Source organism: bacterium, from assembly GCA_022616075.1.
GTDB lineage: Bacteria > Acidobacteriota > HRBIN11 > JAKEFK01 > JAKEFK01 > JAKEFK01.
The window spans coordinates 1-21,826 of record JAKEFK010000157.1; the positions used below are offsets into that span (position 1 = coordinate 1).

18 protein-coding genes are annotated in these 21,826 nt (G+C 48.8%); 3 read left to right on the forward strand and 15 right to left on the reverse strand.

Going from position 1 to position 21,826, the window contains the following annotated elements; all coding sequences use genetic code 11:
* The 3 genes from L0156_12520 to L0156_12530 form a co-directional block, all read left to right on the forward strand.
* Positions 1-828 (forward strand): prohibitin family protein (locus tag L0156_12520; GenBank protein MCI0603823.1); only part of this gene is annotated, 828 nt, incomplete at its 5' end.
* Entirely contained in the window at positions 825-1,808 is a 984-nt protein-coding gene (locus L0156_12525; GenBank protein ID MCI0603824.1) for a hypothetical protein, read from the forward strand. The genes L0156_12520 and L0156_12525, both read left to right, overlap by 4 nt.
* A gap of 11 nt (positions 1,809-1,819) precedes the next feature.
* Complete coding sequence (locus L0156_12530) at positions 1,820-4,549, forward strand: hypothetical protein (protein ID MCI0603825.1); 2,730 nt, start codon at positions 1,820-1,822, stop codon at positions 4,547-4,549.
* A gap of 81 nt (positions 4,550-4,630) precedes the next feature.
* On the opposite strand, the gene L0156_12535 is transcribed toward L0156_12530, so the two are convergent.
* The 15 genes from L0156_12535 to L0156_12605 all read right to left on the reverse strand — a co-directional run.
* On the reverse strand, positions 4,631-6,289 hold the full coding sequence (locus L0156_12535) for an amidohydrolase (GenBank protein ID MCI0603826.1): 1,659 nt from the start codon (positions 6,287-6,289) through the stop codon (positions 4,631-4,633).
* Entirely contained in the window at positions 6,286-7,875 is a 1,590-nt protein-coding gene (locus L0156_12540) for a glycosyltransferase family 39 protein (GenBank protein ID MCI0603827.1), read from the reverse strand. The genes L0156_12535 and L0156_12540 overlap by 4 nt, the downstream gene beginning before the upstream one ends.
* Positions 7,875-8,450, reverse strand: a complete 576-nt coding sequence (locus L0156_12545; protein MCI0603828.1) for a YIP1 family protein — start codon at positions 8,448-8,450, stop codon at positions 7,875-7,877. Before L0156_12545 ends, L0156_12540 begins: the two co-directional genes overlap by 1 nt.
* A complete protein-coding gene (locus L0156_12550) occupies positions 8,447-9,826 on the reverse strand; it encodes a sigma-54 dependent transcriptional regulator (GenBank protein MCI0603829.1) in 1,380 nt (459 codons plus the stop codon). Before L0156_12550 ends, L0156_12545 begins: the two co-directional genes overlap by 4 nt.
* A gap of 36 nt (positions 9,827-9,862) precedes the next feature.
* Entirely contained in the window at positions 9,863-11,971 is a 2,109-nt protein-coding gene (locus L0156_12555; protein MCI0603830.1) for an ATP-binding protein, read from the reverse strand.
* A gap of 149 nt (positions 11,972-12,120) precedes the next feature.
* Positions 12,121-12,906, reverse strand: coding sequence for a zinc-ribbon domain-containing protein (locus L0156_12560; protein MCI0603831.1), 786 nt, complete (start codon positions 12,904-12,906; stop codon positions 12,121-12,123).
* A 117-nt stretch (positions 12,907-13,023) separates the two neighbouring features.
* Positions 13,024-14,271, reverse strand: a complete 1,248-nt coding sequence (locus tag L0156_12565) for a PilT/PilU family type 4a pilus ATPase (protein MCI0603832.1) — start codon at positions 14,269-14,271, stop codon at positions 13,024-13,026.
* 71 nt (positions 14,272-14,342) lie between these two features.
* Positions 14,343-14,801, reverse strand: coding sequence for a low molecular weight phosphotyrosine protein phosphatase (locus tag L0156_12570; protein MCI0603833.1), 459 nt, complete (start codon positions 14,799-14,801; stop codon positions 14,343-14,345).
* Positions 14,798-16,135 (reverse strand): RIP metalloprotease RseP, encoded by a 1,338-nt coding sequence (gene rseP / locus L0156_12575; protein ID MCI0603834.1) that lies wholly within the window; start codon positions 16,133-16,135, stop codon positions 14,798-14,800. The genes L0156_12570 and rseP overlap by 4 nt, the downstream gene beginning before the upstream one ends.
* 39 nt (positions 16,136-16,174) lie before the next feature.
* Positions 16,175-17,335, reverse strand: coding sequence for a 1-deoxy-D-xylulose-5-phosphate reductoisomerase (locus tag L0156_12580; GenBank protein MCI0603835.1), 1,161 nt, complete (start codon positions 17,333-17,335; stop codon positions 16,175-16,177).
* A gap of 77 nt (positions 17,336-17,412) precedes the next feature.
* A complete protein-coding gene (locus tag L0156_12585; GenBank protein MCI0603836.1) occupies positions 17,413-18,189 on the reverse strand; it encodes a phosphatidate cytidylyltransferase in 777 nt (258 codons plus the stop codon).
* A 202-nt stretch (positions 18,190-18,391) separates the two neighbouring features.
* The gene (locus tag L0156_12590) at positions 18,392-19,165 is read right to left on the reverse strand and encodes an isoprenyl transferase (protein ID MCI0603837.1); all 774 of its coding nucleotides are present in this window, start codon (positions 19,163-19,165) and stop codon (positions 18,392-18,394) included.
* A gap of 11 nt (positions 19,166-19,176) precedes the next feature.
* Positions 19,177-19,938: a tRNA pseudouridine(38-40) synthase TruA gene (gene truA, locus L0156_12595; GenBank protein MCI0603838.1), complete on the reverse strand. Its 762-nt coding sequence runs from the start codon at positions 19,936-19,938 to the stop codon at positions 19,177-19,179.
* Between the two features lie 2 nt (positions 19,939-19,940).
* Positions 19,941-20,528 carry an orotate phosphoribosyltransferase gene (gene pyrE, locus L0156_12600; GenBank protein ID MCI0603839.1) on the reverse strand — a complete coding sequence of 196 codons (588 nt, stop codon included), beginning with the start codon at positions 20,526-20,528 and terminating at the stop codon, positions 19,941-19,943.
* A partial coding sequence (locus L0156_12605) for a dicarboxylate/amino acid:cation symporter (GenBank protein ID MCI0603840.1) occupies positions 20,525-21,826 on the reverse strand: 1,302 nt, incomplete at its 5' end. The genes L0156_12605 and pyrE, both read right to left, overlap by 4 nt.

Sequence of the window (21,826 nt, forward strand, 5' to 3'; positions counted from 1 at the left end):
ATGAAACCAAGACTTATTGTAATCATAGCGCTGGCCATTGTTGCGATCGTCATACTCGTCAACACGGTTCTGGTTGTTGATGCCGGGTATTTAGCGGTCGTGTTCAGCAAATTGACCGGCGGTGTTTCTTCGCGCGATCAGGGAACGCATATTCTTCTTCCGGGATTGCAAACCGCGATCATTTACGATGGACGCGTACAGACTTACACAATGAGCGCAACTTATGGAGAAGGCGAAACAAAGGGTGACGATGCGCTGGAAGGTTTGACGAAGGACGGACAGGTTGTAAAGCTGGATGTAACCGTTCGTTTTCATATTGACAAATCGAAATTGGCGGAACTCCATCAAAACATTGGAGTCGGTTATATAGACAAAGTGGTGCGGCCTCACGTTAGAAATGTGGTGCGGCTCGCGGTGTCGGCCTATCCGGTGACGGAAGTGTACACGGAAAAACGGATTGAAATTCAAAACAGATCCTTCAAAGAATTAGAGCCGAGGCTTCGAACCAATTACCTTGCTCTGGATGAAGTTTTGATTCGCAGAGTGACTTTCTCCGCAGAGTTCCAGAAAGCGATTGAACAAAAACAGATCGCCCAACAGGAAGCGCAGCGGATGCAGTACATATTGGAGCGGGAACGGCAGGAAAAAGAACGAAAAATCATTGAAGCGCAAGGCGAGGCGGAATCGATCCGATTAAAAGGAGAAGCGCTGGCGAGTAATCCCGCACTGATTCAATATGAATACGTTCAAAAGATCACCCCGGGAGTTACCACGATTATCACAGATGGCAAATCGATTCTGAGTCTCGGTGACCTGTTGAAGAAGTGAATAAGTCGGAAACGAAAACCGCAACGCAGCGGGCGACTTTTGCGTTGGGAGCCGGGGCGACAGGTGATCCATCTCTATATATAGAGCCCCTGAATCTTCCTTATTCCTTTTTGGTCGACTGCGGAAATCAGCATCTGGGACATGCCCGCTTATTGCGCACCCGTTTTCTGTTTCTTTCTCACACACACCTGGATCATTTCATTGGATTTGACTCCTGGATGCGCGTGCATCTCGGCAGCAAAAACACTTTGCATATCCTGGGCCCTGAAGGCATGGCCGAACATGTGTTCCACAAGATCCACGGTTATGTTTGGAATCTCGCGGAAACCGTTTATTTAAAATTTCGCGTGACGGAACTGGAACCATTGCGAACCTTCGAGCTTCACCCGCAGGAAAAATATCAGCTCAAAGAAGTTGAACCGGAGCGGCCCGTGATTGATACCCGCAAGGAATGGACCTTTCGCTTCGTTTCACTGCAACATCTCAGTATTCGCTCTTTCGCTTACCGGATCTTCACTCGCGATCAATGGAGAGTCAATGAAGAAGCTCTTCAAAAATCAGGATGGAAGCCCGGACCCTGGGTAAAAGAAGTTAAGGAGCGTGAAAGCGGTACTATTTCTATAGATGGACAACAACGAGACGTGGTTGAATTACGAAAACAATTGCTCTACTTTGCGCCGGGTTATGCAATCACCTATATAACGGATGCTGTATTTCATGAAGAGAATTTCAGAAAAATGATTGATCTCGCTGAAAACAGTGATCACCTGTTTTGTGAATCCTCTTTCTTGAAAAGCGATGAAGACCGCGCCGCAAAAACGCATCATCTTACTACAGTTCAGGCCGCCTCCATTGCGCGGGAAGCAAAAGTGAAGCAGCTCCACCTGTTTCATTTTTCGAGACGCTATGCGGGATTGGAACATCTCTTCTTAAAAGAAGCACGCTCAGTTTTTCCACACGTTATAATTGGGACCAGGTGACTCATCCCAAAATGAAGCAACTCTTAAGCAAAGTAGTGCGGGCGTCCCGCCTGCAAGCTCGCGCAGACGAGACGTCCGCGCTACATCGCTTAAAGTATCTGTGTTTATCTGTGTCCATCTGTGGTTTCTTTTCTACTGCCCTGGCGGATTCCACGCCGGTACTCAACCGAACAGGAAAGACGTTTGATCCCGCCATTCCCACGATTCGTTCTGTTCTGGGTTATGACTTTGGAGAACAGATCACCCGTCACAGCGCGATGGAGCAGTACATGAACGCGCTCGCAAAATCATCGCCGAAAATCAAAGTGCAAAAGATTGGTGAAACTTATGAAGGAAGGGCCCTGTACTATCTGATCATCAGCTCTCCGGAAAATATGTCCCGACTGGAAGAACTCCGGCAGGCCAATTTGAAACTCGCTGATCCGCGAAAGTCTTCCGCAGGCGAAGCGAATGAGATCATTCAGAAAAACCCGGTATTTGTTTGCTTGAGTTATTCCGTGCATGGCGCAGAACATTCGGGAGCCGAAACCGCGCTTGCTCTCGCATACTACCTGGTTGCAGGCACCGATGCCGAGACGCAAGAGATTCTTCGCAATTGCGTGATTCTCATCGATCCGATGGAGAATCCCGATGGAAGGGAACGTTTTATCAGTTATTTTTACTCCACAGTTGGCGTAACACCGAATTCCGATCCGAATGCAGCCGAACACAATCAGACGTGGCCGGGCGGGCGATACAATCACTACCTTTTTGATATGAACCGCGACTGGACGGTTCTATCACAAAAAGAAACACTCGCGCGAATCAAAGCCTATCAACAATACCATCCGCAGATTTTCATCGACGTTCACGAAATGAGTGAAGATAGCTCTTATTTCTTTCCACCACCAACTGTTCCTCACAATCCTCATATACCCCCGAACATGGTTGAGTGGTGGAACAAACTCGGCAAAGCCGTGTCCGGCGAATTTGATCGCCATCGCGTTGAATACTTCACGCAGGAACGTTTTGATTTCTGGTATCCCGGTTACGGCGACAGCTGGCCAACTTACAACGGCGCTCTTTCCGGAACATTTGAGCAGGCGAGTGTTCGAGGGCTGATTCGAAAACGCTATGACGAAAAAGTCGTCCACTATCATGACGCGATCTGGCACCATTTTCTTTCCACTCTTGCCACATGCAAGCTCGCAGCAACAAACCGTGAAGCGAGGCTCCGGGACTTTTACCGTTTTCGCGAATCGGCAATTGAGGAAGGAAAAATCGGACCGATTCGTCAATATTTGATCCGTAGATCCACGGATCCAAATCAAGCCGACCGTCTTGTGGAAAAGTTGATCTGGCAAGGTGTGGAAGTGCGGCAACTTCAGAACGATTTTAAAGTGGAGGCTTACGGTTACTATTCGGAAGGAATGTCTACTCACAGTTTTCGTAAGGGGGACTACGTCATTTCATTGGAACAGCCGTTGAAACGATTGCTGCGCTCGTTGTTTGATAAAGAAACTCTGCCAGACAAAAAGTTTTTGGAAGAGGAAGAACAACGTCGAAAGGATAAGGAGCCTTCGGAGTTTTACGACATCAGCGCTTGGTCTTTGCCACTTGCCTATAATCTGGATGCTTACTGGTCTACGGAACCGGCACCCGCTGGCGCGGAATTGATACAAACCGTACCGCAAGAAAATCCTGCGATTCCCGATGCCACTTATGCCTATCTTCTCAATTACGATTCCAATGAAGTGATTCAGGCGGCACAGGAGCTACTGCAACGAAATGTTCGGGTTTATTTCACAACAAAACCTTTCACACTCCAACAACGAAAATACAATGCGGGTTCCTTGATCATCAAGATCAGTGATCAGCCTTCCGGCCTTGCTTCTCAATTGCAGCAGGTTTCCAAAACAACGGGACTTCGCTTTGAGGGAACGAACACAGCCTGGACCGAAGAAGGACCAGATCTCGGCAGTAACGATGTCTATTTTGTGGAACGTCCGAAAGTCGCTGTATTAACGCAAATGCCCACAGACCCAACCTCCTATGGCGCCATCCTGTATCTTTTTGAGCAACGCTATCAATTCCCGTTTACCGCCTTGCCTACAACCATGCTCAATGATGTGAAATTGAAGGATTACAATGTGGTGATTCTTCCGGATGAAGGGGGGATTTCCAGTTATCAGGCAATCGTGGGGGATGAGGGGATCAAGACGTTGAAAAACTGGGTACAGGAAGGAGGCACGGTGATCGCTGTTGGAAGCGCAGCCGCTTTTATTGCGGAGAACGGCGAGCTGACGTCTGTGAAACGGATTCAGAAATTCAAAAAAGATTCAAAAGAGCCGGTTGAAGAAAAGAAAGCAGAAGGAGAACAGGAAAAAGAACCGGAGGAAGAAACAGAAAAACCGGACGTCATTCCGGGCGCAATCGGGCGAGCAAAATTAAATCTAAAACATTTTTTAACTTTTGGTTACCGTTCTGAAGAAATTCCAGTGTTTTTGTATTCCTCTAACGTATTAGAAGCTCCTGCAGGAGTAAAACCTGTCGCTTCCTATCCCGCTGCAGATCGTTTGAAAATGTCCGGATTGATCTGGGACATAAGCCGCCAGAGACTGGAAAACAAAGTCTATCTGATGGAGGAGTCGCTCGGCAGTGGTCACGTGATTCTTTTTGCCGAAGATCCGACGTTTCGCGCTTACTGGGAAGGCCTCGACAAACTCTTCTTCAACGGTGTGCTCTTCGGCCCAAGCATGTAAGATGAACCGCCAAGACGCCAAGGCGCCAAGAAATATTAAGATATTTTCCGAACATGGCGTCTTGGCGCCTTGGCGGTTTATTTATTTTCCCTGATGACGCACCTGACCACCCACAACGGTGTACAGCACTTTCATATCGATCAGCGCTTTCGGATCGCAGGTTAACAGGTTTTCCGGCAAAACGATCATGTCTGCGAGTTTGCCTGTTGTGAGTGTTCCTAAGTCCTTTTCACGAAATGCCGCATAGGCTGCATCCAGTGTAAACATCCGAATGGCTTCTTCCCGGCTTACTCGTTGTTCGGGAAGCCATCCTCCGTCCGGTTTTCCTTTATGATCCTGGCGGGTGATCGCAGCATAAAGGCCCCACAGCGGATTAATGTCTTCCACGGGCGCATCGGAACCGCCTGCAATGATTGTTTTGTTATTTAGCAGACTGCGCCACACATAGGCGCCTGCTTTTGTGCGTTCCTTCCCAACGCGATCTGCAAACCAGGGCATATCGGATGTTGCATGGATCGGTTGCATCGAAGCAATCACATCGATTTTTGCAAAACGCGGAATATCCTGACTTGAAAGTAGCTGGGCGTGTTCGATCCTCCAGCGCAGTCCTTTTACGCCCGCTTTTTCATAAGCATCCAGGATCATCCGGTTCGCTCTGTTCCCGATCGCATGAATCCCCACCTGAATGCCGGAAGCTTTCGCAGCATGAAGCACGCGCATCAGGTCCGCCTCTTTCCACATCAACAAACCGGTATTACCAGGATCATCGACATATGGTTCGAGCATTGCCGCGCCCCGCGATCCCATCGCGCCGTCTACAACAAGCTTCATGCTACGAATATCCAGGTACGGATCAAACTGCTGCGGCTTCTTCTTCAAATATTCTTCCCCGAAAGTGCTGGGCATTGCGACCATCGAATAAATGCGAACGCGCAACTCCTTCTTCTGCGCCATCACTTTCCATGCATCAATATCATTCTTCGAGGAACCCGCATCGTGAATCATGGTGATTCCCTTGCTCAATGCATCCTGCGCAGCAAGTTTGGTTCGTTCGATCAATTCTTCCTGCGATAAGGCTTTCATTTTGGAGGCAACCAGATCCATTGCTGTATCTACAAGGATTCCCGTTGGATTTCCTTTTGCATCCCGATGGATCTTTCCTCCTTCCGGATCCTTTGTCGCGGCTGTTACTCCACCCAGCTTCAACGCTTGTGTATTGACCCAGCCCGCGTGTCCATCAATGCGTTCCAAGAAAACAGGATGATCCGGCGCAACTCGATCCAGATCGGATGCGCCTGGAAACTTTTTGTCCGGCCAATCATTTTGGTCCCAGCCTCTGCCCTGCACCCATTGCCCCGGCGCCGTCTTCGCAACCTGCTCTTTCACCTTTTCCAAAACGGCATCCAGATTGGCAGTGCCCACAAGATCGATTGACACGCGCGCATTTCCCAATCCCGTGACATGAGCATGACTGTCAATCAGACCCGGGAAAACGAAAGCTCCTTTCAAACCGATGACTCTCGTATTTCGTCCAAACCATTTACTGATCTCTGATTCGTCTCCAAGCCAGACGATTCTGTCTCCGCGCACCGCTATCGCTTCCGCTTTTGGTAACGCAGGGTCCATTGTGATAACCGTGCCATTGGTCAATATGAGATCTGCTGGCGCCTCTTCAGAATTGACCCAGACGCTTGCTCCAAGCAAACACAAACAAAAAATGAATGCGGTGATTCGATTCATTTTGAATCCTCCCTTTTTCGTTCATACAAAATTAGATCGGAGTCTTTAATACGGTATTTTGTAACGAAATGAAAATTTTGGAAATCCTCCGGAAACCATTGTTCAAATTTCTCACCTCCCAGCGGGTATTTCCATTGCAACACGTGTGTGATGCCGAATCTCTGGAAAGGGTTGCTCGAGTTCACAAAACCTTGCCACACTGGAATCGCGTGAAGATTGTTTCCCAGACACAATTCAGGCGCCCACTGACCGGTGACAATTCCTTTTGGTGCTCGATTCTCAAGATCCCTGGAAATCTGCACCGCCGAGTACTCAGGTTTGAGCATCCAGTTCAGATAATTTCTAAGATCGGACAAAAGGAAAACTGCAACAAAAGCCCAGGCTACGTATTTCAAGCGTTTACCACCGGCATTCAAGCTCCAGATCATCAAACCGCTCAGTAAAATCAGCAAAACCGCATCCATGGAATGTATTCCGAGCTGCCGCGGGACAACATTCCAATTTGCGATGCGATCCACAAGGACAAAACTCAATTGCAGAACCGGCAGAAGAATCCCCACAAAGATCAGCAAGCGGATTCTGGTTGACCGGATTGCGTCACTTACATCTTTTAACCGGATGAGTGCAAATCCCGCCATCGCAACGAGCGGAGGAATCAACGAAGTATAATAACGGAACGGCCGGTATTTCCACAAAGCAAAGAAAAGGATTCCGCTCAGCAACCAGAGAAAAAAAACTTTTTCCAGTTTCTCCGAATTTTTAAACCGAACCAACAAGAACCAGAGCGCTAAATTTCCGAGACACAGAATCGCGGGAGTTTTCACAAAATACAGATAAAACGGTTGCTCAAGAACGTTCTTCGCCACTGCTGCAATCTGCCAGCTCTGTTGCGAAGCATAGTAAGCGCTGTATGCGCTCAACAGATCCCGGTGAGGAAGATAATTCAAAAACAACCAGATCAAAAAGCTGACCCCGAGTCCCGCGAGAAACGGAATATGCTGCCGGGAATTCCAAAGCACAAAGACAAAAGGAACAAGCGCATAAATCATCAGATATTTGGTGACGCACGAAATCATCAGGAAAATACCGGCAACAAAACTGGAAACAGGCGAACCGCTCAGAGCCAGCGCGAGAGCAAGCAAGCAAAAGGCTGCGGCAAAAGGATCCAGAATTCCCTGTCTCCCCAGCACCATCATCGGATAGTTCAAAGAAACCAAAATAGAAAAGAAAAAAGAGGTCTGCTGATCCAGTTGAGAACGGAAGAGCATAAAAGAAGCGGCCGCGATCAGAAGAGAAGAAATCACTCCGATCAAGCGGACCTGAATGAATCCTACGCCAAAGAGGTTGAACAAAAACTGCTGAACGCGCGCAAACACCGGGCTGACGATGCGCGCATCCCATTCATCTAAAACCGGATTGCCGAACAGCGCGGCATTTCTTGCATTGTGACTCCAGAAACCTTCATCAGCGAAGTAGCCGCCGCTCCAGCTGAAATCGGATGGCGGATCTGCTTCCAGTTGAACCATCCGGAATCCAAAGGTGATCAACAGCAGGAGCAGAAAATGTATCGAAACGTCCTTCTTCACTAATATCCGATGGCGAATACGAACATTTGCCGGATCAATGCAAATAGAACAAGAAAGAGGAACGTACGGAACGCCGACCGCATGATTGTAAAATTCAATGCGTACCGGAATCCGTAATAAATAAGGAAAAGAAATGTCGCAAATCCCAGAGTCGCGCAAATGCGATCCAGAAAAGGAACTCCCGCAAACAAGCCGGCCAGCGAGAGCGGTGTCATTGAGTAGGTGCTGATCGTCAAAAGTTGTTCGAAGTCAACAGGCTGCCTGGTTCTTGCAAGAACGATTTCCAGAACGAGCGAACTTAAAACTGGAAAAATGCCAAAAAGAATCCACTGCATACCCGCAAAAACAAGACCGCTTCCCACATCCAGTGTTGTTTGAACGAAGGGCCACACGTTCCAGATCGTTCCACGAACGGTGTAAGAAAAGAGGTAGCCCGCGAAAGGGAAAAAACCAAGAGCGAAGGAGTACCGCAGCAGCTCAGGAAGCCCGGTTTGCAATGATCCGTACCAGAAATCTTCCTGCTCCTGCAATACCCGCATGCTGGTCCGCGCAAACGAATCGATTCCCCGTTTCATTTAATCCCCAGTCTTCGCAGCATCGTCTGCAGGCTCTGCCTTCGAATTCCCAGCTCCGCAGCCGTATGACTGATATTTCCGTCATTGTCATTTAACCTTCTGGTTAAATATTCTTTCATAAAGCTGCTCACAATTTTTTCCTTAGCCTGCTTAAAAGGCAGATGCATGAGGTCATCCAGAAAACTGTCCGTGAATCCGGAAGGAAGCTCCAGCTCATTCGGAAGATCTTCCTTTCGCAGCACAGGCCCGGCTGCGAGCACGACCGCCCTTTCCAGAATGTTGACCAGCTGACGGACATTTCCCGGCCAGTGATAGCGGAGCATCAACCGGACCGCTTCCGGCTCCATCCCTTCCACTTTCTTGTTGTGTTTTTCAGAGAACACACCAAGATAATGCTCCACCAGAAGCGGGATATCTTCATTGCGCTCGCGCAAGGGAGGAATTTCTATGTCGATCACTTGCAAACGATAGTACAGGTCGCTTCGAAAATTTCCATTCTGGATCTCAGCCATGAGATCTTTGTGGGTAGCTGATAAGATTCGCACATCCGCTTCACGAGTTTCATCGCCACCCAATCGCTCAAACTTCCTTTCCTGCAGAATTCGCAAAATCTTGGATTGAGTGTTGAGACTCATATCGCCGATTTCATCAAGAAAAATCGTTCCCTCATGAGCCAGCTCAAATTTTCCCTTTCGTTGACGCACCGCGCCGGTGAATGCGCCTCTCTCATGACCGAACAATTCGCTCTCAATCAAATTCTCCGGCAATGCCGCGCAGTTCATCGTAATGAACGGTTTATTGTGCCGGGAGCTCCTGCGATGTATTTCCCGAGCCACAAGCTCCTTTCCGGTCCCGCTCTCTCCATGAATCAGAACAGTGATGTCGCTCAAACTCACTTTTTCCATCATGTCGAAGACTTTTCGCATTGCAACAGTTTGCCCGAGAATCGGACCAAAACCGGACCGCCGTTCGAGCTCTTTTCGTAATTCCAGATTCTCCTGTTTTAAATGCAGAGACTCCATCGCGCGCGACACAACCAGGCGTAGCTCATCGATATCGTACGGCTTGGAAACGTAATCGTACGCTCCTCTCTTCATCGCTTCTACTGCGATCTTTTCAGAACCGTATGCGGTAATCACGATCACAAGCGGAACAGAATTCTCGCGATGCACCTGCGAAAGCACAGAGAGTCCATCCATCTCGGGCAGGTTGACATCCAGGATGACAAGATCCGGCAGAAGCTGTTGGATCTTATCCAGCGCCTCTTTTCCATCTCCCGCTTCCTGAACGGAAAACCGAAACTGCGCCAGCGCTTTCCTGATCCCGTAACGGGACGCCGGTTCGTCATCCACAATCAACAACAATGGCTTTTCCATAATTTTTGAACAGAAGATCGCAAAGCACGCAAAGGTTTATGGTATTTTCTCTTCGCGGTCTTTGCGTTCTTCTGTTAAAAAACTAAGAGTAAATTGAGATCCGTGCGGTTTCAAATTCGTTACATCGATATCCGCGCCGAATTCGGCAAGCTTCTGTTTTACCACCGCCAATCCAAGACCGGTCCCTTTCTGTTTCGTCGTAAAAAAAGGATCAAAAATGCGACTGATCAGATCGGGACGAATTCCTGGACCGCTATCTGAAATGATCACCTCTACCAGATTTCCACGCACTTGATAGCCAACGTCTATTTCACCACCGGATGGCATCGCCTGCAAAGCGTTGAGAAGCAGATTCAGAAAGATGTCCTGTAAACCGAAAGAGCTCCCAAAAACGGCCGGAATGTTTCCGTTATAACGGTGCTGGATCGTGACATTTTGCGCTTTGCATTCGTTTTGAAGAATCCGTATTACGTGTTCCATCGTTGCCACCAGCGGAATGTCTCCAACATCCTGAGAGGAAGACCGCGCAAAACTCAAAAGCTGGTTTACAGAATGGTTCAAACGATCCACTTCATGCACCACGACACCCAGGTCCTGTTTGATTTCAGAATCCACAATCTGCTCTTCCAGGGATTGTGTGATGCTCTTGATGGAACTCAACGGATTCTTGATCTCGTGGGCAAGAGTCGCCGCCATTTGACCGATGGAAGCCAAACGTTCCTTTCTTGCCATGGCTCGCTCTAACTCCAATTTTTCTTCCATCAATAGAGCCGAAGAAACAGACATCGCCGTTTGTGCTGCGAGCGATTGAAGCATTTCGAGTTCCTGAGTAAGAATCGGGCGCCTGGGAGGTTTCGCTTTAAACGAGAAAATTCCCATCAAGGTCCCTTTATGGCGCACGGGAATGATGAAAATAGCGTTGAGATTTTTTATTTCAGTCTGCACGTCTGTTTCCTTTACATCTTCCAGGCGAAGGAGCCTGGACCGGTCCTGTTCGATTTTCTTTACAATCGAATCGATCACCGGTAACTCGGGAAAAGTCGTGGCCCGGAACTTTATTTTTCCTTCTCGAATATCAAAAATGCTCAAGTTCACAAAGTCCAGAAACAAAACTTTCGAAACCGTTTTCTGGATATAGTCCACCAAAGGTTGCACACCAAAAATAGAATTGATGCTTTGTTCCAGCTCATTGAACAGTTGATGATAGTAGCCGAACTCACGAAAGAAGACTTGATTCACTCTTTTTTGCAGCCATTTCTTGTAAATCGGAAACGTCACAACGATGGCTAAAATTGAAATCGCTTCAAAGAGTCCCGGCACGATGTCGAAGTAAGAACCGAGAAAGACGGAGAGCCGCCGGACGCCCAGAAAATACATTCCAAAAATCACAACCGAAAGAGTGATTACAAAGAAAGATCTGCGGATCACAAGCTCCAGGAAGTTGTATCGATAGATGAAATACGCTAGGACAGTGCTGGGCACAATCGAGGCGGCGATGCTGAGCATCTCCAAATACCCGCGGAGTTGTGGAAAGTCGCGTCCTCGCAGGATGTATGTAAAAGTTGTGAGGACGGCGATGAACAGGAGTGTTGTTCCTAAAACTCTGTAGAAGTGTATGAATGGTTCATCTTCCTGTATGCGAGCCAGCCGGATATCAATCGCGGCGGAAAGAAGTAAAGAGATCACAAACCAGGAAACGTACAGGAGCATGTAAGGAGTGAGCGCCTGCACCGATATGACAGTCGATGAAATGAACATCAAGTATAAAGGATTGACGAACCACAATAACGGCAGATAGAAAAGCGCGAGCAGTAGATTTTGCATTCTTCGGGTCAAAAACGGGGAGCCGGAATCGTTTAAGAAAGCAATATGCGTATGAACGAGCAGAGGCGGAAGTGTAGCCAATCCCAGAAATGCGATGGCTCTGGCAAGATGGGAAAACAAAAGCCACTCGCCATGGGCCAGTCCTTGCAGAACCCAGGCAATCAGGTTTCCTGAGTGCCAGACACCCAGTGAGATTACCAGAATCAAGAAGATTCGTTCGCTGGGCCGCTTTTCCTTGCGCACCATGACCAGAGTCGCAATCAGGGCGTGCAAAGCTGAGCCAACAAGATAGCCAAACAGGGGTACAAGCTGAAAAAGCATCTCAGGAAATTATACGACGGCGAGCGCAGACGTCGACCTTCGGGAAAGACAATCGAAGCTTTCCTGATGAGAGCGCTGGCATCTCTGCCCGCCAAGGCTCGTCGAGATTCCGGATTTTTGCGGCCTGGAAGTCCGCGCTCCATCTGAGTTCAAGAATTCTGCTTTTCTTCGAAGATAAGCCGAAAAGTGGAATATAAGTGATGGTAATCTTTTTGGCCCTGCCGGACGGTCATTTCAAAATCGTCCAGGTCTGACTTATTCAGAATCAGGTTTACTCCGCTGAAAAATGCCGAATTGCCATCGAGCGTTTTTTGCGTTGATGAAATCAAAACAAGGAAGGTTTGACGCCGATCGACCGCCTTCTTTGCATTGATCTTCCCAATCAATTTCTTGCCTGCTTCGGGATCATCCGGAAAGACCGGATCCACAACAATGATTCCATACGAGCTATGGACAGTCTTTAAACTCTCCATGGCCGATGAACAGGATTCCGGTTGATATCCCATGCCCTTTAACGTCGTTGCCAGAGCATCAGCCACCGTAGCATCAGCGGAACAAATTAAAGCTCTGTTTGAACTCATCGATTCTTCGACACTATCGCTTGGGCCGATCTTTGCGCCATGAAACAAAGCTTGAATCGCATCAAGAATCTCTTTTTTTGCAACGCCAAGCTGATCCTTGACAAATGCTTGCACAGCCGGTGAAACATCCGTTGTTTCCGAAGATGTCCTCGCTGACTTCGCCTTTTCTGTTACCTCCGATCCGGGTGGCTGAGGCGCGGCCGCAGGCGCAGGTGGAGGTTCAGGTTCATCATCTTTGTACTGGGCTGTTATCGATCTTCCGCAGCCGGTGCAGCGAACTTTGAAAATTCCAACAGGAAGAGTGCCATCATCCAGCGTGATTTTGTTTTTGCAACCGGGACAAACTAGAACCATCGGCTTCTCTCACTAATCGTGGATCGTGATCGTAATCTTAATCGCAATCTTAATCTTAGTCATGATTCATGATAATGATTTAAGATCACGATTACGATTAAGATCCACGATTTATTCTCACTCCATCCAATCAGGCAACTTGGTCTCTTTTGGTTTCGGTCTGACTTCAGATTTCCTTTCCACCCTCGGGGGCACCGGCTCCATTTTGCCAGTGGGGGCTGAGGGCTGAGATCCACGATCCAGCACTGTTGAAAGATCCACTCCTTCACCGGTTGAAAGTCCTTCCAGCTGCAGTTTCAAGTTTCCCGGATTGGTTGCATAAGTAAGCGCAGTCTGTTCGGTCAAGATTCCCTTTTTGACCGCCTTTTCCAGCTCGCGATCAAAGGTTTGCATTCCTTCAAGGGAACCATCAATCATCGCATCCAGCAGTGAACGTCCTTCCAGTTCCCCTTTAATGACATAGTCACGGGTTCTTTGAGTCGATTTCAAGATTTCAAAAATTGCAACGCGGCCCCCTTTTTCTTTGGGAATGAGCCGCTGCGAAATTACCCACTTGAAACTTTGAGCAAACCGGATTCGAATCTGTTGCTCATCGGACTTCGGGAAGATTCCGATAATGCGGTCGATTGTTTTGGAAGCATCAATCGTGTGAAGTGTGCTGAGAACAAGATGTCCCGTTTCCGCGGCTTCCAGGGCTATCTCCGTAGTTTCCTGATCGCGCATTTCACCCACCAGAATCACCTTGGGCGCCTGCCGCAAAGCCGCACGCAAGGCCATCGCGAACGTCGTGGTATCCGATCCAAGCTCCCGCTGATTGATTGTGCTCAAGCGATGCTGGTGCATGTATTCGATGGGATCTTCGATCGTTACAATATGGTATGCATGTTTCAGGTTGATTTCGTTGATGAGTGTCGCCAGCGTGGTCGATTTTCCACTGCCGGTCGGACCGGTCACTAGAACAATCCCCGTTTTCTCTGCAGCCACCTCATAAAGGGCCGTCGGCAGATTCAAACTCTCAATGGAAGGGACGGTTGAAGGAATGACCCTCATCACCACGCCGAGTGTGCCCCTTTGATGGAAAATATTGACCCGAAATCTGGTCACTCCCGGCAATGCATAGGAAAGATCCGTCGAACCGCTCATGACGAGCTTTCGGATGATTTCCCGGTCGTTTCCCATCAAAGTAAGCGCGATGATCTCAGTTTGATACGGGCTGAGCTTCTCCACACCTTTGATGGGAACGGAAATCAATGAGCCGTCCACTTCAATCTGAGGAGAGCGGCCGACCGAAAAATTCAAGTCAGAGACGTTTTCACGGTAACCGAGCATGAATTCGAGAATGCGGTTTAGATCGAAGCCAATCATGGATTAGAAATATCTTACCACGGTAGGGGCGACCCTTGTGGTCGCCCTAACGGGCAGGCACAAGGCCTGCCCTAGAAACGGGAGAGATTCTTATACAGTCCTGCTACAGAATGTCGAATCATCTCAAAGACTACCAGCGTATCCGGAACGGTGAAGTTGCGGGGATCGGGAATTTGCATCAACCGTTTTCCGCTCGGGTGATAATTTCCCAACAGCCCAGTTTTAAGGATCAATTCCTGATTGAGATCCAGAACACGGGACGCCTGCCATGTTTCCATGCACAGGATTTGATCCGCGGCTTTCGCCATTTCGGCTGTAATCTGACGCGCCTTGTGTCCGTTTAAATCAAAGCCGTTTTGATTAGCGACTTCGATAGCACATTCATAGGCAGAGAAACCACGCAGCGCTATCACACCGGCGGACTCTACTTCCACATCCGGAAGGGGATGCTGCAACAGAAGGTGCTTTAAATACCCTTCCGCCAGTGGCGACCGGCAAACATTTGCCGTACAAATGAAAAGAACCTTCATCGAAAATTTTCCAACAGTTTTTGCACAGCAGATATTTTCAGCACATCGTAATAGAGCACGACGACCATCACGCAAATCAAGAAAAAGAAACCGACCATCGTGACCCGCTCCTTTATCTTTACGCTGATTTCTCTGCGGAAGATTCCTTCCACCAGCAAGAAGAAAATATGTCCGCCGTCCAAAGCAGGAATGGGCAGCAAATTAATGATTCCAATGTCAAAGCTGATTTGCCCGATGAACATAAGGAGCACCACAAAACCGGTCTGCCGCGTTGCATCGCTCAAGCGGGCAATCTCAAAAGGACCTGATGTTGCCTTTAAGGAAAGCTTTCCTTGAATAAGTCTGGAAATAAAGAAGAGATTGAGCCGCAGATGGTCCCTGCATGTTCGGATGCTCTCTTTCATCGCGCTTCCCAATGGAAGTTTTCGTAACTTCGTCGGCTCCCCTGGAGCAAAACCGAGAACCCAACGTTTCAAGGCCGCATCTTTAACAGGTTGAATTTCGAATTCTTTGACAACTTTTTTCCCGCCTTCCAGGCGTTCCACAACAACTTTTAGCGGTTTGCCTCCGGTCCTTTGAACGGCTGCGGTAGTGCTCTCGTTTCCATGAATCTCAATTCCGTCGATTGTGCGAATCACATCATCTTTCTTTAATCCTGCCTTTGCAGCGGGCATGTCCGGAGTCACAGCAAGAACAATCACGTCTGACGAAGGATGAATTCCCAGGTATCCAAGACTGTTGTTGGGATTGCGGCCAACCGTAACATGTTTTTCTGCGATTTGATTTCCCCGCTGGTACCGCACAACAATGGTTTCGTCGGGATGCAACAAAGTGGCCAGCGAAACTTTTTCCCACGTGCGTGTTTCTTGTCCGTTAATCGCCAGAATCAAATCTCCGACCTTCAAACCGGCTTTGTCCGCTGGAGTTCCCTGAATCACAGCGCCGATACGGCTGGGCATGTCCACGGATTGCGATACAGGCAAGCCGATTGTTAAAGCTGCGGTGATCAGAATAATGGCAAGGATCCAGTTGAATCCGACCCCCATAAAGAGCACGAGGAATCTCTGATAGCGGGGCCGGTTGTAAAAAGAATTGGGATCGTCCGGCGCGGCTTCTTGATCCTCCATTCCGTGTATTTTTACGTATCCACCAAGTGGGATTGCAGAGACTTTGTATTCCGTTTCCCTGTAGCGAAAACCAAATAGTCTTGGCCCAAAACCTAATGAAAAAGTGGCGACAGGAATGCGAAACAGCTTGGCCATGCTGAAATGACCAAACTCATGGATCAAAATAATGATCCCGATAACAATCAAGAAAGAGAGTAATTGCCCCATAAATTAACCTTTATCGAAAATAATAGGATTTCTGAGCGGTCAAGTCTGCATATGAACCACCGATTCTCTCGCGCGTGTTCTTGCCCAGAGATCCGACTGTAACACATCCTCCAGAGAGGGATCGGCGACCGGGTTATGTTTTTCCATTGTGGATTCTACGATATGACAAATGCCACTAAAAGGAATCCGTTCTGCAAGAAAACTTTCCACCGCCACTTCATTCGCCGCATTTAACACGGCCGTCATGGTTCCTCCGGTATTCAGCGCCTGTTGCGCCAGCTTCAAACACGGGAATTTTTGCAAATCAGGTTCGAAAAACTCCAGCTTTCGAATCTCCGTCAGTTTGATGGAGGGCAGGTCGTTTTCCCATCGCTCCGGATAGCTGAGCGCAAACTGAATCGGCATTCTCATGTCTGAAATCCCGAGCTGTGCAATCACGGAACCATCGATGAATTCCACCATAGAGTGAACCACACTCTGGGGATGAATGATCACGTCCAGCTTCTCCGGCGGTTCATCAAACAGGTAATGCGCTTCAATCATCTCAAGCCCTTTGTTCATCAGAGTTGCAGAATCTATTGTAATTTTACGTCCCATGCGCCAGTTCGGATGTGCTAGCGCCTGATTGACCGTAATCGTATGAAAACTGGAAAGGTCCCTCTCCAAAAAAGGGCCGCCCGACGCCGTAAGAATCAGCTTGCGCACCGTATCCTTTTTAGCTCCGTTCAAACATTGCCAGATCGCCGAGTGCTCACTGTCGACCGGGAGTAACCGCGTATTCTTGCGCGCCACCTCCCTCGAAATGATCGGCCCTGCCACGACAAGTGTTTCTTTATTGGCCAGTGCAACATCTTTTCCCGATGAAATCGCTTTCAGAGTCGGCAAAAAACCCTTCGCTCCCACCATCGCCGACAAAACGATTCCAGTATCGGGATGTGTGGCCACTTCGACCGATCCTTCTTCACCACAAACCACGCGAATTCCGCGCGATTCCAGCTCGGAGCGCAAATCTATGGCTCCCCGGCTGTCAGCAACAGATACAATTTTCGGGCGAAACTCGAGCGCCTGCTGTCGTAGCAGTTCTACGTTCTTTCCCGCCGCCAACCCGATGATCTGAAATCGGTCCTGAAGTCGTCTGACGACATCAAGGGCGTTCACACCGATGGAACCGGTAGAACCAAGGATCGAAATTCTTTTCATATTTTGAACCGCCAAGGCGCCAAGAACGCCAACTTTCTTATTCTTCTTTTTCTTGGCGAACTTTGCGTCTTGGCGGTTTAACTAAAAAAGGAAAGGTAATAATACATTGCCGGTGCTCCAAATAACAAACTGTCCACTCGATCGAGCATTCCGCCATGTCCTGGAATAATTCCACCGGAATCTTTCACCTTTGCGGCCCGTTTTACGATCGATTCACAGAGGTCACCAATCTGACCGGCGATACCAACGACCGCACCCAACCCGATTGCGTTCACCAGCTCAAGCTCCGGAATGAAAGTGAACTTACAGATAATTGCCGCCGCGATGCCGAAAACGAATCCTGCAACGGCGCCTTCCCATGTTTTGTTTGGACTGACTGTGGGAGATAACTTGTGCCGTCCGAAACTTTTGCCGGCAAAGTAGGCAAAGGAATCCCCTGCCCAAATAATGAGAAGTAGCATCATCAGAAAATCCTCGCCTCCGTTCCAGATTCGTATCGCGATGAGAAACCCCATCAGTCCTCCGACATAGATGGCGCCGAAAAATCCGGAAATGGCTGCGTGAAAGGCTGCGGCCATCTCCAGGGAGGGAAAGAGAGCGAGAGTTAACAGGAGTACCACACCGAGCAGCATCACAAGAGAAAACTGCGGCCAGAGATGGATCAGTGTTGCAATTGCGGCGATCAAACTTGAGACGATGCGAAAAGTAACCGGAACATCCACCAGCGATAAGTATTCCTGCAACGCCAACAACATCACAAGAAAAATGAGAGCGATGCAAACGAAGGCTGGCGCAAATTGAACAATGTAAACAATAGCGGGAATTAAAATGAGTGCTGTTAGAACACGCTTCATAAGCAAAGTAGCGCGGGCGGGACTATCCGAAAAGTCAGATGGAGCGCGGACTTCCAGTCCGCAAAAACCAAGGAGTTCGACGAGTGATTTGCGGGCAAGGATGCCCGCGCTCCCACTAGAACTCGCCAACTTCGGACTTTTCGGACAGTCTCGGGCGTCCCGGCTGTGCCCGCAGGCGAGACGCCCGCGCTACATTGTTTATTCATTCCGTTGCGGAGTAGTTTACTGTTTTCGTAATACCACCGTAGCGGCGTTCTCTTTTTTGATAGTCCAGGATGGCCTGATACAAATGTCGTTTTCTGAAATCCGGCCATAGAACATCGGTTACCCAGATTTCCGCATAAGCGATTTGCCACAAGAGGAAATTGCTGATTCGAAGCTCACCGCTGGTTCGAATGAGCAGATCCGGATCGGGAACGCCTGCGGTGTACAGGTGTTGACTGATCTTCTCTTCACTGATCATCGCGGCATCTTCTCCAGCCCTTCTCATCTCAATGAACATTTTTCGAAAAGCGTCAACAAGTTCCGTGCGGCCTCCATAATTCAGAGCAATATTAAAAAGAAGACCCGTATTCTTGCTCGTCTCATCCATACCCCACTGCAGGTCCTGCGTCACTTCATCGGCTAGCTCTTGCCATCGTCCGATACACTGAAAACGAATATTGTTTTCCATCAACGTTCGAAGTTCTTTGTGCAAATACTCTCGCAGCAAACGCATCAGGGTATCAACTTCCGTTTTGGGGCGCTTCCAGTTTTCGACGGAAAAAGCGTAAAGTGTCAGGACCTGAAGTCCGAGTCGCGCGGAAGTTTCGACGATTTCTCGAACCGATTTAATTCCCTGCTGGTGTCCTGAAACGCGCGGCAAGTGACGGCTCTTCGCCCACCGGCCATTTCCATCCATAATGACGGCGACGTGCCCCGGCAGCCGGTCCAGATCAATTTGACGGTAAAGTTCTTCAGCGCTCTCTTTGCTCATCTCGACTCATTCTAATAAATCACTTTCTCCAGGAAAAGACCACGGGCCGCTACGGGAACTCCCACATAATCTCGATCTCCTGTTTCCAGCGCCAGACTCAAATGTTCAAAAGGCCGGCGACCCGAGCCAATCTCCAGCATGGTGCCGGTCAGGAATCTGATCATCTTCCGCAAGAATCCCGTTGCATGAAACCGAAACATAAGAAAATTTCCTTGAGCTGAGAATGTTGGAAATTCTAATGAATTAGAAATCTCCACTTGAAATACCGTGCGCCGCGTTCCGACCACATCTGTGCCGGAGGCCTGAAATGCTTTGAAATCATGCTCCCCTTCCAGGAGTTTCGCGCATTGATGGAGCAGGTCCAAATCCAGCGGTGAATAATAATGAAGGGAATAACGGAAGTGAAACGGATCGAAATTCCGGTTCCGGTCAATTCGATACAGATAAAGTTTTGATTTTGCGTCGAACCGCGCATGAAATTCCGGGTGAACCTCTTCCAGTTGAAGAACTCGAATGCTGAAAGGAACAATTGCGTTGATTCCAAGAATCAGCCGGTCCGGTGACAAAGAATGATCCCAATCAAAATGCGCAACCTGAGCAAACGCGTGGACTCCGCTGTCCGTGCGGCCTGCGCCCATCACCGATACAGGTTTTCTACAAATTTGCTCAAGCGCTTGTTCCAACGTGGACTGGATCGTTGGCTCTTCCCTTTGCGTTTGCCATCCGTAGAAGTCAGTGCCATCGTATGCGATTACTGCTTTCAGGCGGGGCATTTTCAGGGTGCGATGCGGCGGCTTCCTGGCTTTACGACCGGTATGTTTTCAGCGCAAAGCGGACAATCCTCCGGGCGAAACTGATCGAGCGGAAGTTTTAAAAGTGAGACGTAGACAGCAGGAAAATCGATTGGCTTCACACTGCGATCTACGATGGACCCGATTCCAACAATTTTGGCGCCCTCTTTTTCCGCAACTGCAATCGTTTCTTTTGTGGAACCACCGGTCGTCACTACATCCTCTACCACGACCACATTCTGTCCTGGCTTGATTTCAAAACCTCTACGCAATTTGAATACTTTGTCGTCCCGTTCGCAAAAGAGAAACGGAACGTTGTAAGCACGGGCAACTTCATGTCCGATGATCACTCCGCCTAATGCCGGACTTAATACGAGGTCAACAGCCGGAGTATTGTCCCACAATTTCTCATGGATGCGGCGCCCCAGCTCGGCCGCAATGTCAGGGTATTGCAGTATCTTTGCGCACTGCATGTAATTTTGAGAATGCAGCCCTGAGCTCAACAGAAAATGTCCTTCAAGGTACGCTTCCTTCCGGCGGAAAATATTCAGGAGTTGATCTTCGTAATTCATACAGCTTGAGCAGCAACTTGCTTTGGCGGTTTTAACAGCTCGTATCCTTCAGATCGAGCGACGTAGGTAGCGGCAGTAAGATCGCCAACAACATTCAAGGTTGTTCTACACATATCCAGGATCCGGTCCAGACCAAGCACGATCGCAATCAAGGAAGGATTGATTCCAATCTGCGTGAGCACAACGATGATGAATGGTATGGAACCGGAAGGAACGCCGGCAGTCCCGACACCGCCAAGAATCGCAAGATAGGCAACAAGAATTTGCGTGCTGACAGCGAGATCCATGCCTGACAATTGCGCAAGAAAAAGCACGGTAACCCCTTCGTAGAGCGCAGTGCCGTTCTGGTTTGCAGTCGCGCCAATCGTTAATACAAAGCTATTGATCTCCCGCGGCACACCGAGATTTGATTCAGAAACACGCAAAGCAGTAGGAAGCGTGGCATTCGATGAAGAAGTGGAAAACGCTGTGAGCATGACGGTTTTGATTCGCCTGAAAAATTCTAAAGGAGAAATGCGGGACAATGTTGAAATCGAAATCGAATAAATGATAAACATGTGGATCGCAAGACCTGCAAGAACAGTGAAGAAAAACCACGCAAGCGCTTGAAGTAAATCCATCCCAAAACGCGCAACATTGTTAAAAAGCAAACATGCCACAGCATAGGGAGCTGCTTTCATAATCAGGTCAATGATTTTTGTGGACGCATGGAAAAGTCCATCGAGCGCTCCGATAAAGGGGGCAGCCACATCCGGCCTGATTAAAGTAACCGCGATACCTAGAATCACCGCGAACGCCATCAAATGGAGCATGTTCGGCGTTTCGGAGGCAACGGCAGCAACCGGATTGCTGGGAATCACAGTTTTCACGGCAGTCATAAACGGAGAGTCGGTGGAGCCGGTCTTCTGGACATCTTGAACGCGCTTGCTTGCATCGCTTCCGTAACGCTCCTGCAAGGCCGTTGCGGTTGAGGAATCCACACGCTTTCCCGGTTGTATCAGATTTACGGCAGCGATTCCGATAAAAACTGATATTCCGGATAAAATGATCGTATAAGCGAATGTTTTCAGACCGATGCGCCCCAATTTGCGGATGTCTCCGATTCCAGCTACGCCAACAACCAGCGAAGAAAAAACCAGCGGCACCACAGACATCAACAACAAACGCAAGAAAATCTGACCGACCGGCTCCGTGAAATTCTTGATGAACCATTCGATCTGAGAACTCTGGCCATTCGGCATGTCCTTCGGGAAAAACGCGTTTACCAGCAATCCGGCAATTACGCCAATCACGAGACC

What these genes read in the sequence shown, in the direction of transcription:
- L0156_12530 (MCI0603825.1), top strand. Translation starts at nt 1,820, where the DNA reads ATGAAGCAACTCTTAAGCAAAGTAGTGCGGGCGTCCCGCCTGCAAGCT.
- L0156_12535 (MCI0603826.1), bottom strand. Translation starts at nt 6,289, where the DNA reads ATGAATCGAATCACCGCATTCATTTTTTGTTTGTGTTTGCTTGGAGCA.
- L0156_12545 (MCI0603828.1), bottom strand. Translation starts at nt 8,450, where the DNA reads ATGAAACGGGGAATCGATTCGTTTGCGCGGACCAGCATGCGGGTATTG.
- L0156_12550 (MCI0603829.1), bottom strand. Translation starts at nt 9,826, where the DNA reads ATGGAAAAGCCATTGTTGTTGATTGTGGATGACGAACCGGCGTCCCGT.
- L0156_12555 (MCI0603830.1), bottom strand. Translation starts at nt 11,971, where the DNA reads ATGCTTTTTCAGCTTGTACCCCTGTTTGGCTATCTTGTTGGCTCAGCT.
- L0156_12560 (MCI0603831.1), bottom strand. Translation starts at nt 12,906, where the DNA reads ATGGTTCTAGTTTGTCCCGGTTGCAAAAACAAAATCACGCTGGATGAT.
- L0156_12565 (MCI0603832.1), bottom strand. Translation starts at nt 14,271, where the DNA reads ATGATTGGCTTCGATCTAAACCGCATTCTCGAATTCATGCTCGGTTAC.
- L0156_12570 (MCI0603833.1), bottom strand. Translation starts at nt 14,801, where the DNA reads ATGAAGGTTCTTTTCATTTGTACGGCAAATGTTTGCCGGTCGCCACTG.
- rseP (MCI0603834.1), bottom strand. Translation starts at nt 16,135, where the DNA reads ATGGGGCAATTACTCTCTTTCTTGATTGTTATCGGGATCATTATTTTG.
- L0156_12580 (MCI0603835.1), bottom strand. Translation starts at nt 17,335, where the DNA reads ATGAAAAGAATTTCGATCCTTGGTTCTACCGGTTCCATCGGTGTGAAC.
- L0156_12585 (MCI0603836.1), bottom strand. Translation starts at nt 18,189, where the DNA reads ATGAAGCGTGTTCTAACAGCACTCATTTTAATTCCCGCTATTGTTTAC.
- L0156_12590 (MCI0603837.1), bottom strand. Translation starts at nt 19,165, where the DNA reads ATGAGCAAAGAGAGCGCTGAAGAACTTTACCGTCAAATTGATCTGGAC.
- truA (MCI0603838.1), bottom strand. Translation starts at nt 19,938, where the DNA reads ATGCCCCGCCTGAAAGCAGTAATCGCATACGATGGCACTGACTTCTAC.
- pyrE (MCI0603839.1), bottom strand. Translation starts at nt 20,528, where the DNA reads ATGAATTACGAAGATCAACTCCTGAATATTTTCCGCCGGAAGGAAGCG.